Source organism: Amycolatopsis sp. GA6-003, assembly GCF_046267895.1.
Classification (GTDB): domain Bacteria; phylum Actinomycetota; class Actinomycetes; order Mycobacteriales; family Pseudonocardiaceae; genus Amycolatopsis.
This window is the reverse complement of the sequence record NZ_CP176499.1, coordinates 5,216,353-5,228,666: the sequence shown is the minus strand read 5'-3', so window position 1 is coordinate 5,228,666 and position 12,314 is coordinate 5,216,353. Positions and strand designations below refer to the sequence as shown.

10 protein-coding genes are annotated in these 12,314 nt (G+C 68.2%); 5 read left to right on the top strand and 5 right to left on the bottom strand.

The genetic code is table 11. From position 1 onward, the window contains the following. The first annotated feature begins 38 nt into the window (after nt 1-38). Nucleotides 39-2,051: an NB-ARC domain-containing protein gene (locus tag F9C12_RS23465; RefSeq protein WP_409461867.1), complete on the top strand. Its 2,013-nt coding sequence runs from the start codon at nt 39-41 to the stop codon at nt 2,049-2,051. On the opposite strand, the gene F9C12_RS23460 is transcribed toward F9C12_RS23465, so the two are convergent. The 5 genes from F9C12_RS23460 to F9C12_RS23440 form a co-directional block, all read right to left on the bottom strand. Further along, complete coding sequence (locus tag F9C12_RS23460; RefSeq protein ID WP_409461866.1) at nt 2,052-3,629, bottom strand: hypothetical protein; 1,578 nt, start codon at nt 3,627-3,629, stop codon at nt 2,052-2,054. It abuts the gene before it with no gap. A 90-nt stretch (nt 3,630-3,719) separates the two neighbouring features. After that, a complete protein-coding gene (locus tag F9C12_RS23455) occupies nt 3,720-4,055 on the bottom strand; it encodes a hypothetical protein (protein ID WP_009085592.1) in 336 nt (111 codons plus the stop codon). 36 nt (nt 4,056-4,091) lie between these two features. Beyond that, a complete protein-coding gene (locus F9C12_RS23450; RefSeq protein ID WP_409184008.1) occupies nt 4,092-4,826 on the bottom strand; it encodes a S1 family peptidase in 735 nt (244 codons plus the stop codon). 124 nt (nt 4,827-4,950) lie between these two features. Continuing rightward, nucleotides 4,951-5,706: a S1 family peptidase gene (locus tag F9C12_RS23445; RefSeq protein WP_409461865.1), complete on the bottom strand. Its 756-nt coding sequence runs from the start codon at nt 5,704-5,706 to the stop codon at nt 4,951-4,953. 122 nt (nt 5,707-5,828) lie between these two features. Continuing rightward, nucleotides 5,829-6,203, bottom strand: coding sequence for an FKBP-type peptidyl-prolyl cis-trans isomerase (locus F9C12_RS23440; protein ID WP_409184006.1), 375 nt, complete (start codon nt 6,201-6,203; stop codon nt 5,829-5,831). Between the two features lie 163 nt (nt 6,204-6,366). On the opposite strand from F9C12_RS23440, the gene F9C12_RS23435 reads away from it, so the two are divergent. The 4 genes from F9C12_RS23435 (at nt 6,367) to F9C12_RS23420 (ending at nt 12,314) form a co-directional block, all read left to right on the top strand. Next, nucleotides 6,367-9,585, top strand: a complete 3,219-nt coding sequence (locus F9C12_RS23435; protein ID WP_409461864.1) for a penicillin acylase family protein — start codon at nt 6,367-6,369, stop codon at nt 9,583-9,585. Nucleotides 9,586-9,711: 126 nt separating this feature from the next. Next, nucleotides 9,712-10,743: a trans-sulfuration enzyme family protein gene (locus F9C12_RS23430; RefSeq protein WP_409461863.1), complete on the top strand. Its 1,032-nt coding sequence runs from the start codon at nt 9,712-9,714 to the stop codon at nt 10,741-10,743. A gap of 237 nt (nt 10,744-10,980) precedes the next feature. Then, entirely contained in the window at nt 10,981-11,715 is a 735-nt protein-coding gene (locus F9C12_RS23425) for a hypothetical protein (RefSeq protein WP_409184003.1), read from the top strand. Continuing rightward, nucleotides 11,715-12,314, top strand: coding sequence for a class F sortase (locus F9C12_RS23420; RefSeq protein ID WP_409184002.1), 600 nt, complete (start codon nt 11,715-11,717; stop codon nt 12,312-12,314). Before F9C12_RS23425 ends, F9C12_RS23420 begins: the two co-directional genes overlap by 1 nt.

The following is a 12,314-nucleotide window of genomic DNA, read 5'->3' as shown; positions in this document are numbered from 1 at the left end:
TCCGGTAGCCTGAACCGGGACCAGCTGGCGGGGGAACAGTGAGCGACGGCAACTACTTCGACGGCCAGGCGGACAAGGTCTTCCAGGCACGCAACGTATACGGTGACGTCCATTTCCACGGGCCGCGGCAGCCTGCGGCACCGGCTCTGCGAGTACCGGCGCCGCCGGCGCACTACCGGAACAACGAGCGCCAGCTGGCCGCGCTCACTCGCATTCATGACGAGGCGCTGGACCGGGTAGCGATCGCGGTCGTGCGTGGCGCTCCGGGCAGCGGGCGGACGACGCTGTGCGAAACCTGGCTGCATCAGCACCGGGAGCGGTTCGACCGGTTTTACTCCGTGCGCGTGGGGCATCGGGCGGGCGCCGACGTGCTGGCCGAGTTGTTGTCCAAGCTCGGATACGGCCCGGACGAGATGCAGGCGAGTCTTGAGGGGCGCGCGGCGATGTGGCAGTCGCGGACTGCCGAATTCAAGGTCGCGTTGCTGGTCGACGACGCGTTGAGCGCGGCGGAAGTCAAGGCGCTGCTGCCGACGCACCCCGGTTCGTACGTGCTCGTCGTCGGGTCCGGGCTGGACGCGCTGCGGGCCCGGTATTCCGCTCGCGAGGTCGAGCTGGAGCCGTTGAGCGACGAGGCGGCGCTGGGCGTTCTGACCGAACTCGTGGGCGCGGAAAAGCTCGAAGCGGAGCCGGAAGAGAGCGAAGAGCTGCTTCGGATTTGCGCCGGGTCCGCCGCGGAACTCAATGTCGCGGGCATGATTCTCGCGCGCCAGGGCGGGACGGTGCGGCGGCTGATCGCGCGCATCCGGGCGAAAGGCGCACTGGCCAGCGCGGTGTTCGACGTCGCTTATGACCTGCTGAACGAACGGGAACAAGCGGTCTACCGGTTCTTCGGCGCGCATCCGGGCAGCGGCGACGTCCGGCTGGAAACCGTCGCGGCGGTGCTCAGTCTCGACGAGTTCGACGCTGAGGACGCGTTGCAGAAACTGGTTTCCGCCAAGCTGATCGAGGTGCTCCGGGGCCGGTACCGGATGTCCGAGCTGGCCCGTCTGCACGCCGCCGGGCTGGCTGGTGAGCTTTCCGGCAGCGTGGTCGAGTACTACGCGAAGCACGGGCTGAAAATCGCGGAAAGCGCGCTTCCTACTGGCTGGCCGAAGCGGATTTGGCCGAGTTTCGCCGCGGCGGCGGTGCCCGCGGCGGAGGCCTGGGAGTGGTTGTTCGCTGAGCAGGCGAACCTGCTCGCCGCGGCGGACGTCGCGTTGCAGGCGGGGGCGCACGAGGACGTCATCCGGCTGGCGCGGGCGTTGTGGCCGGTCTGCAAGGACGGCGCGTACCCAGCGGAATTGGCGGCGGTGAGCCAGGACGCGGTCCAGGCCGCGCAGGCCGCGGGAATGCCGCTTGCCGAAGGATTGGTTCGCACACAGCTCGGGTTCGCCCGGATGCAACTGCGGGATTGGGCCGCGGCGCAGGAGCAGTTCGCCGCGGTGGCCGAGTTGGCCACGAGTGCGGAGGAACACGCGTCCGCGTGGGAAGCGCGGGGGCTCGCGTTTTTCGAACCGGGATGGATCGCCCGGCAGCAGGGGCGGGCGGAGGACGCGACTTCGTTGTTGGGGCAGGCGGAAGTCTGCTTCCGGGAAAGTCTCGCGCTGGCCGAGGACATCGGCAGCGATCGTCGGCTCGCGTTGATCCGGATGCATCTGGCCAAGGTCGTCGCGCCGGAAGAAGCGGCTGTCCTGCTGGCGCAAGCGGAGCAGGGGCTGAAGAGCGAGCCGGGCAATCTGGTGAAGGTCCGGCTGTGGCAGGGGCGGAAGCTGATCGAGGCCGGCTCGTACGAGGAAGGCGCGGCGGTGCTGGCCGAACTCGACTCGGCGGCGGAGCAGGCCAACCTGCAGCGGGAGCGTATTGCCGCGTTGTGGTCCCGGGCGGAGGCGGCGGTGGCCCGGGGTTTCCGCGATCAGGCGAAGGCGCACGCGAAGGACGCGCTAAACATCGCGCGGATGCACGGGTTCACGGCCGAGGCAGCCGATCTCCTGGTCTGGCTCAAGCGGCTCTGACTATCCATAGTGGACAGTAAGCCGCGCTTCGTGCTTGCGGCCGCCCGCGGTGAAGGGCAGCTGTTCGGGGAAATCGAGGCCTAGCGCGGCGCGCGTGTACAGCAGCGACGGCACGGCTTGCGGCAGGTCGGTTCCGGTGAAAGACACCACCAGACCGTCGCGGCTGCCCGCCAGCCAGCCCGGTCCAGCCGGGCACGCGGCCCATTCGCAGCCGGGGTTTTCGGCCAGGGTGATGGCGATCCAGCGGCCCGGGTCGGGAAAACGGTCTCCCAGCACGATGTCTGCGCGGCGCAGCAGCCGCGGATCGGGGCCGTCGACGTGGACGACCAGATGTGCGTCGGCGATTTCGGCGGCGAATCGGGTGACTTCGTCGCCGCGGACCTGGACCCATTGCGCGCCGGGTTCCGGGCGTTGGACGCGGGGCAGTGGGAACGCGGTGAATCCGGCCGGTTCGGCTGGTGGCGGGAGCCGCAGCGCGCGGTAGCCGAGTGCGGTCAGGAGGGCCGCGGATTGGCCGGGGACGCTGGTGGCCAGTTCGGTCGCGGCGACCAGGTCAGCTGGCTGGGTCGCGGTGCGCAGCTGGTCGGCCAGGTTTTCGTCGGTCAAGGAGGGGGCCGCGCGCAGCAGAGCGGCTACCGGGGACTCCGGATCGACAGCTTCGTGCGGTGCGGTGGCCAGCAGGACCGGGGTGCCCAGGCAGGCGGAGTAATAGGTGACGGAGCCGTGGTCGCCGATCGTGACGTCGGCGGCGACCGCGGCCGGCTGCCACAGATCTTCTTCCGGCAGGACGATTACGCCCGCGCCCTCGCATTTCCGCAACCACATTTCCAGCTGCCACGGGTAATGGCCCTGGCCGATGTTGGGATGCAGTGCCAGTACGACGGCGAATTCGTCCAGCGGCAGTTGCTGGGCGATGCGTGCGGGGAGGTCCGGGCCGGATCCGTAGGAGGAGAGGTGGCCCCACGTGGACGAAATCAGCACCAGGGTTTGTTCCCCGGTTACGCCTAGCGCCTGGCGGTAGGACTCACGCAGTTCCCGGGCGTCTCGCAGGCGGTCGAGGCAGGAATCTCCGGCGATGACGGCGTGGTCGGCGGCTTCCGGGCAGTACTGCCGCAGCCGGGCGAGCTGTTCGGGGTGGGACAGGACGTGCTGTTCGGCGATCACCTCGCCGTCATGCATCAGCCATTGCTCGGACAACCCGAAAACCGGTTTCCGGTTTCCGGTTTCCGGTTTCCGGTTTCCGGTTTCCGGTTTCCGGTTTCCGGTTTCCAAGAATTTATTGTACCCCATTCCGTGCGGCAAAACCGTCAGCGGAGCGCGCAATTTATGCAGATCCCCGCCGTAACTGGCCGCCAGTGCCCAGTCGAAGTCCTCCGTCACGACGTCTTCCCACGGTTCCAGCGGGATGCCGCGCGCGGCGAGATACTCCTCCGTCCCCCGGGTGAACGCGCTCGAGTCCGGGCACGTGAACACCACCTGCACCCTGGGGTCACCGGCGAACAACGGCAGTACGTCCAGCAGCCGGGTCGCCGCGGTGACGTTGTGCACTACCGCCAGCAGCGTCCGTTCCGTGGGCACGGTGCGCCATCGGCGCGGTACGGGGAAAGACGACGACGGCACGGAGAGCGATCCTACCGATCGCGCTCCGTGCCGGTCGCTCGAAAAGCCTCAGAGGCTGATATTGCCTTGTACGTCACGCAGCTGAACGACCTTGGCCCCTTCGGCCACGGTGCCCACGTGGTTGGTCACCCCGCCGCTGCGGGCTTCCTGGTGCACTTCGAACTCGGTGCGCAGCGCCGCGCCGAATTCCGGGTCCTGGCGGCTGACCTCGTCGAGGCGTTCGGCCAGCGCGGTCACCGTGGCCGGGTTGTCGGGGGTGGCCGCTTCCAGTTCCGCGGTGGCCTTGCTGTTGCCCGAGAACTTGCGCTTGACCAGGTCATACAGTCCGGTCGCGGCCTTCGTGGCCAGCGCGGTGGCGACAGCGGTCAAGATCGGCTCGGGCATGCGGCTCTCCTCAGGTCGACGGCCCCTCCACCGTACTCACTTCGCGTGCTCGTCGATCCAGTCGGCAATCACATCGATGCGCGACGTCGTTTCCGCGCCGGTGTGCGGGCAGTCCGGGCCGTTGTTCTCGATCGAGATCAGCTTGCCGTCGGTGAAATACGGTGCGCCAGTGTCGAAGGCGCACGCGCTGGTGGACGCCGACGGCGAGACGCCGTGAATGCCGACTGTCGTGCCGCCGACCGAGGAGATCTTCATCGTGCCCTGCTGCAACTGCTTGGACGGCACCGGGTTCTGCGCCGTCCGGCTGCCCCATCCGGCCAGCGTGACCTGCTGTCCGACCCCGGGCACCAAGTGGTTCACCGTGAGCGGCGTGACGTCGGTGACCGGACTGTCCAGCTTCGCCAGCGCGACGTCGTTCGGTCCGGCTTGCAGCACCTGCGTGACCTTGCGCTGGACGCCTTTCTCCTTCGTCTCGTCGACCAGGCCCAGCGACACCGTCGTCGGGTACGGCACCGGGCCGGACACCCGGTTCTTGTTGGCATCGTGGAAACAGTGGCCGGTGGTGACGATCCACTGCGGTGCGACGAGCGCGGCCGAACAGAAGCTCGAGTACGTGCTCCCGTTCGGCCGCGGGATTCCGGTCATGCTCAGCTTCGCGGCGAAGCCGAATTGGCCCGCGGGGACGTCGGAACCGTTGGCGACGGCCAAGGCCGGGCTCGCGGTGAGGATGGGCAGGGCAACTGCTGCGGAGATCGCGGCGCGGACGCGCATTCTGTCCCTTCGTCCGGGTCACCGGCGGATGCCGATGAACTCGGCCTTCCACGCTAACGACACCGTCCGGCAGGCGGAATTCCCTTGATGGGCGACGAAAACCGACCGATCTCGCGACTTGCCCTCACACCGCGTGGGTGGCGATCCATCCCGCGAGGATGTCGGCGCGCGAGGTGGTCTCGGGCGTCGAGTGCGGGCAGTCCGGACCGGTCGACTCGACCGACACGAGGCGGCCGGAGGCGCCTTCGGCGACGAAGTACGGCGCGCCCGAGTCGTAGCTGCACGCGCTGGTGTCCTTCTGCGGCGCGACCCCGACGACGCTCGCGGTGGTGGCGTCGGAGCCGACGACCCGCATCGAGCCCTGCCGCAGTTTGTCCGACGGCTTAGGGGAAACCTCGGTCAGGCTGCCCCAGCCGGCGAGGGTCACCTGCTGCCCGGTGACCGGCGCGGACGGCGAAACGGTCAGCGGCGCGATGTCGGTGACCGGGGCGTCGAGCTTGGCCAGCGCGACGTCGTTCTTGCCCGCCTGCAGCACCTCGGTGACCTTGCGCCGTTCGCCCTTGCCCGGCTGGTCGACATTCGTGCCGAGAAGCACCGAAGTCGCATACGGAACCGGGCCGGAAACCGGCTTGCGATTGACGTCGTGGAAACAGTGTCCCGCAGTGATAATCCACTGCGGTGCGATGAGGGAACCCGAGCATCCGCTCGAATAAGTGGTGCCGTCCGCGCGCGGGATGACCGGCATGGACAGCTTGGCCGCGAACGGATACTCGCCGGGCGCCACGTCGTTGCCGTTCGCGACCGCGGACGCGGGAGCCGCGACGGCCAGCGCGGCGCCGGCGGCGAGGAAGGCAGCGGAAAGGGCGGCACGCAAACGCATGAAATATCCTCCGGAAGACGACTGCTCAACGCGAACGTTAGGCGCCTTCCAGTTCCCCCGAAAGGGGGATCAGCCGGGGCTGCCCGATCGGGCTTGCCCGGCTGCCCGCGTTTCTTTCCGGCTCAGTTCACGTCGACGAGATCGACGACGAAAATCAGCGTTTCGTTCGGCGCGATCACGCCGCCCGCGCCGCGTTCGCCGTACGCCAGGTGCGGCGGGATCACCAGCTGCCGGCGGCCGCCGACCTTCATGCCGGTCACGCCCTGGTCCCAGCCCGGGATGACCTGTCCCGCGCCGAGCTGGAAATCGAGCGGCGCGCCGCGGTCGTAAGAGGCGTCGAATTGCGCGCCGGTGGAGTGCGAGACCCCCACGTAGTGCACGCTGACAGCGTTGCCCGAGGTGGCTTCGGGACCGTCGCCGACAGTGATGTCCTTGATCTGCAGCTCGGCGGGCGGCGGGCCGTCCGGGCGCTCGACTTGGGGCTTTTCCACGCTCATGGGGCTCACCGTACCTATCGCTTAATCGCTGCGCCGGATGGAGTACCGCCGGATGGACTACTCCCAATAGGGGGATAAACGCGAAAACTCTTCACATGTGCACTACCCGTCGGTAGCGTGCGCTGGGTCACCCTGGGGCATCCTTCGTGGACGGAGCTGTGGCATGCGACGACGCATTCCCATCCTGGCCGCGGGCGCGGTAGCCGTGCTCACGGCCGGCCTAGTGCAGATCGGGACCGCGGCACCGGCTTCCGCCGCGTTGCCCGGCAACGACTATTGCGCGGGCCAGTGCAACGACATCCTCCCGCCGGGCGAGAACGGCAGCGCGACGCTCGCCGAAATCCTCGCCAACAAGGCGTTCGGCACCCAGCCCGGGCATGCCGACGACCAGCTCGGCAAGTACGCCGACCTGGCGGGCGGCTACAAAACGCTGACGACCGACACGATCGGCAAATTCTTCAACGACTCCTCTTTCGGCGTCCCTGCCGACCAGGTCGCGAGCACGCTGAAACCGCGCGACGACGTGACGATCACGCGAGACAAGGCCACCGGCGTCCCGCACATCCAGGGCACGACGCGGTCCGGCACCGAATACGGCGCGGGCTACGCCGCGGCGCAGGATCGCTTGTGGCTCATGGATATCATGCGCCGGGTCGGCCGCGGTCAGCTGACGTCGTATGCCGGCGGCGCGGAAGCGAACCGCGAGCTGGAGCAGTCTTTCTTCGCCTCCGCGCCCTACACCGAGGAAGAGCTGCAGCAGCAGATCGACGCGGTGGCGGCGAGCGGTCCGCGCGGCAAGCAGGGACTCGCCGACGCGCAGGCGTATCTCGAAGGCATCAACAAATACATCACCGATTCGCACAACGGCCGGTATTTCCCCGGCGAATACGTGCTGACCGGGCACGTCGACGCGATCACCAACGCGGGCACCATCGAACCGTTCAAGCTCACTGACCTTGTCGTGCTCGCGTCGGTGGTCGGTGCGCAGTTCGGCGCCGGTGGCGGCGGCGAGGTGCAGAACGCGGTCGCGAAGCTGGCGCTGCAGGAGAAGTACGGCGTCGAGCAGGGCGAAAAGGTGTGGCAGAGCCTGCGTGCCGCGGACGATCCCGAAGCCGTGAAGACGCTGCACGACGGGCAGAATTTCCCGTACGGCACCACTCCGGCGAATCCGCAGGGCGCGGCGTTGCCGGACAAGGGCTCGGTGACCAGCCAGCAGCTCGTGTTCGACCAGACCGGTTCGGCGGCTTCCGCGAAAGCCGAGAAGGTCAAGGTTCCCGCGCCGAAGGACCAGGAATCCGCGCGCGGCATGTTCGACAACGGCGTGCTTCCGGGCAACATGCTCAAGGAGAAGCACGGCATGTCCAACGCGCTGCTGGTGTCCGGTGCGAAGACCGCCAGCGGACATCCGGTCGCCGTGTTCGGTCCGCAGACCGGGTACTTCGCGCCGCAGCTGTTGCTGCTGCAGGAAATCCAGGGCCCGGGCATCAGCGCGCGGGGCGCGTCGTTCGCCGGGCTCAGCATGTACGTGCTGCTCGGCCGCGGCCAGGACTACTCGTGGAGCGCGACGACCGCGGCGCAGGACATCATCGACTCCTACGCGCTGCCGCTGTGCGACCCGAGCGGCAAACCGGCCACGAAGGACTCGAATTACTACCTGTACCAGGGCAAATGCCTCCCGATGGACACCGTGGAGCGCAAGAACGCCTGGTCGCCGACCGTCGCGGACGGCACCGCCGCCGGGTCCTACACGCTGCGCAGCTACCGCACGAAGTACGGCCCGGTGACCTCGCGGGCGACCGTGAACGGGAAGCCGGTGGCGTACTCGTCGCTGCGGTCGTCGTTCATGCACGAGGTGGACTCGCTGATCGGCTTCCAGGAGTTCAACGACCCCGGCTACGTCAAATCGGCCGCGGACTTCCAGCGCGCCGCCAACGACGTCAACTTCACCTTCAACTGGTTCTACGCCGATTCGAAGGACATCGCGTACTTCAACTCCGGCGCGAACCCGGTGCGCAATTCCACTGTGGACCCGATGATGCCGGCGTGGGGCGATCGCGGGTTCGACTGGAAGGGCTGGAACCCGGCGGGCAACAAGGCCGAGTACACGCCCGCGGCGCAGCATCCGCAGTCGGTGAACCAGGACTACTACATCAGCTGGAACAACGCGCAGGCGAACGGCTACGCGTCCGGCGGCGCGGACAAATCCGCCGTGCACCGCGGCGATCTGCTCGACGCGCGGGTCAAGGCGCTGCTTTCCAGCGGCACCAAGGTGACCCGGGTGAACCTGACCCAGGCGATGGAGGACGCGGCGCTGGCCGACCTGCGGGCGGAGAAGGTGCTGCCGCTGCTGCTGCAGGTGCTGGACAAGGCCCCGCTCACCGGTGCCGCGGCGGACGCCGAAGCGAAGCTGAAGACGTGGCTGCAGCACGGACACCAGCGCGTGGAGTCCGGTCCGGGCAGCAAGACCTACCACGACGCCGACGCGATCCGGATCATGGACGCGTGGTGGCCGCTGCTGGTCGCCGGCGAGTTCAAACCGGCGATGGGCGACGACGCGTTCGGCGCGATGACGAACGTGCTGCAGATCAACGAAAGCCCGTCCGGTTTCCAGAACGAGACGCCGGGCAAGCACGTCGGGCAGCCGCACCAGGGTTCGGCGTATCAGCACGGCTGGTGGGGCTACGTCAGCAAGGACCTGCGCACCGCGCTCGGCCAGCCGGTGGCGGGCCCGCTCGGCGCGGAGTTCTGCGGCGGCGGCGACCTGACCGCGTGCCGGCAGATGCTGGTCGACTCGCTGACCGCGGCCGCCGGCCAGCCCGCCACCACGGTGTACCCGGGCGACGGCGACTGCTCGGCCGGCGACCAGTGGTGCGCGGACTCGATCATCCAGCGTCCGCTGGGCGGCATCGCGCACGGCAAGATCAGCACGCAGAACCGGCCGACGTTCCAGCAGGTCGTGGAGTACCCCGCGCACCGCGGCGACAACGTCTCGAACCTCGCGGCGGGCAAACCGGTGAACGCTTCCAGCGCGGAAACCGGGTTCTACAACTCCCCGGCTTCGAACGCGGTCGACGGCAACGCAGGCACGCGCTGGGCGAGCGACTGGAGCGACAACCAGTCGATCACCGTGGATCTCGGCTCGGTGCAGCAGGTTTCGCGGGCGGTGCTGTCGTGGGAGAAGGCGTACGGGAAGGGGTACCAGATCCAGCTGTCCACCGACGGAACCGACTGGCACGACGCGGCTGTGGTGACGGACGGCAACGGCGGGGTGGACAACGTCTCGTTCGCGCCTTCAGACGCGCGGTTCGTTCGGATGCAGGGAGTTGCGCGCGGGACTAAGTACGGATACTCGCTGTACGAGTTCGAGGTTTACGCGCACTGACCTCGGTAGTGCCCAGACCGCCCCGGCCAGCAGGATCGGCCGGGGCGGTTCACGTTGTGGAACAGCTGACCACCTGGTGATATTCGTCGCCTGCCGTCCGGGCGGTCGCGAAGTTACCGTGTCCGCATGGACGACTGGACTCCTCGGACCCGCGCGATCGCGGCGGGCCGGCCGCACGGCCCCGGCGAGCCGCTGACCACGCCGATCGTTGCCACGAGCACCTTCGAGGCCGGGGGCGACGCGGTGTACGCGCGCTCCGACGGCACGGCTACCTGGGCTGCCTTCGAGGAGGTCGTCGGGTCGCTTGAAGGCGGCACTGCGGTCGCCTTCGCGTCCGGCGTCGCCACGTTGTCCGCGGTACTCGATTCGTTGCCAGTCGGGTCGACAGTTGCGGTTCCGTCGTTCAGTTACGCCGTTACGCGCGGAGCGTTGAAGCACGCACAGCAGCTTGGTCGGCTCACGGTCACCGAATTGGAGCCGACAGACACGCAGGCGTGGCTCGATTGCGATGCCGATCTGTTGTGGCTCGAATCCCCGACTAACCCGACGCTCGACGTGATGGAGATCGAGACCATCGCGCGCGGTACGCGGGGTCGCGTAGTCGTCGACAACACCTTCGCGACTTCGCTGCATCAGCAACCACTGTCGCTCGGCGCGGACATTGTCGTGCACAGTGCGACGAAGCTCATTGGCGGACACAGCGACCTTCTGCTCGGCGTCGCGGTCGCTGCGGATCAGGACATTGTGGACGAACTTCGCGCGGCGCGTACTCGGGTCGGTGCGACGCCGGGCGCGTTGGAAACGTGGCTCGCGTTGCGCGGTTTGCGGACGCTTCCGGTGCGGCTCGCCGAGCAAACGCGTACCGCGGAATTGCTGGTGTCCCGATTGGCGGAACACCCGGCGGTAACAAAGGTTCGCTACCCCGGTTTCGGGATGATGGTGGCGTTCGAAGTCGACGGCGCCGACGCTGCCGACAAGGTGTGCGCGAGCGTCCGGCTGATCCGGCCCGCGACGAGCCTCGGCGGGGTGGAAAGCCTGATGGAGCGGCGTGCGTGGCTTCCCGGCGAGGAGCGGGTTCCGCCGGGGTTGATCCGGTTTTCCGTCGGTTTGGAAGACCCGGAAGACCTGTGGCGGGATTTGCTGACCGCGCTCGGCTGAGTTCCGCCATTTGTTCACGAGGGCTGTGCGGGTTGCCTGGCGACTGTTACGGTATGGGCACGACGGGCCGGAATTCCGGCGACCGGGCCAGATCATCGTCGCCCGGAAGGCGTTCGTTACCGCTTTCTCTCGTGCTATTAATCACCAGCTAAAGGGTTACCCCTATGGGCTGAATGTTCGGCAGGATCAGCAGGCGCGGTGGGGGTCATCGCGCTTTTCCTCAGAGGGGTAATCATCTTGAAGAAGACCCTGGGCAGACTCGCGGGCGCAGTGCTCGCGGGCGCCCTGATCAGCCTTGCCGTCGTGCCTGCCGCGAACGCGGAGACCGCGCCGGAGAGCTCCGCCTCGGCTCCGGCCACCTCGGGCGAGACGGCTCCCACCTCGGAGGCTCCGGCCAGCAACACCGCGACGCCGACCGAGCCGGGCAAGCCGTCCGAGACGGGCAAGCCCACCGAGACGGGCAAGCCGACCGAGACCGGCAAGCCCACCGAGACCGGTAAGCCGACCGAGACGGGCAAGCCCACCGAGACCGGCAAGCCGACCGACTCCACCAAGCCGACCACGCCGACCTCGGAAACCTCCACCCCGGAGGAGCCGCCGTACGTCGACGACATCGGCTTCGGAGTCGACCTCGACGACAACCTCGGCGTCGTCGTGATCGCGTGCGCCGCCGGCGAGCCGACCGGCCTGCACTCCAACGACTTCGACCTCCTCGAGGGCCCGCACCAGGACGAGACCGACGGTCGCTACTGGGCGTGGCTGGTCAAGCGCCACGACGGCGTCTCCTTCGAGGCCGGCACTGTGCGCGCGGTCTGGACCTGCGGCGGCAAGCCGACCGACGACGGCAAGCTTCCCCCGGCGGGCGGCGCGGGCGCCGGTTCCGCTGGCACCACCGGCGGCCACGGCGGCTCGCAGGTGAAGTACGCGCCGAAGCACGGCATCGAGACCGGCTTCGGGGGCATGGCCGCCTGATGACCAGGAAGTACGGGCAGGGCGTCGCTCTCGCGGGCGCTCTGCTCCTCTCCCTCTCGCTGAGCGCGTGCGGTTCGGACGCCCCGGCGGCGCCCGCCGCGCAGCAGGCCCCGGCCAGTGCGGCGGTCCCGGTGACCAAGCCGTTCACCGGGCTGCGGCCCACCTCGGTGGAGATCCCGAAGATCGGCGCGAAATCGTCGCTGATCACCGTCCTGCCGAACAAGGACGGGCAGATTTCGGTGCCGTCGGTGAAGAATCCGATGCAGGCCGCGTGGTACCGGCTTTCGCCGGTGCCGGGCGACGTGGGCCCGGCGATCGTGCTCGGGCACGTCGACGGCAACCACAAGCCGGGCATCTTCTACAAGCTCAAGGACGTGAACCCGGGCGACGAGGTCGACGTCGAACGCAGCGACGGCAAGAAGCTGAAGTTCGTGGTGGACCACAAGGAACAGGTCCCCAAGGACACGTTCCCGACGCAGGCCGTCTTCGGCAACACGGACAAGCCGCAGCTGCGCCTGATCACCTGCGGCGGCGTGTTCGACCACGCCGAGCACAGCTACAAAGACAACATCGTGGTGTACGCGAACCTGGTCTCCTGA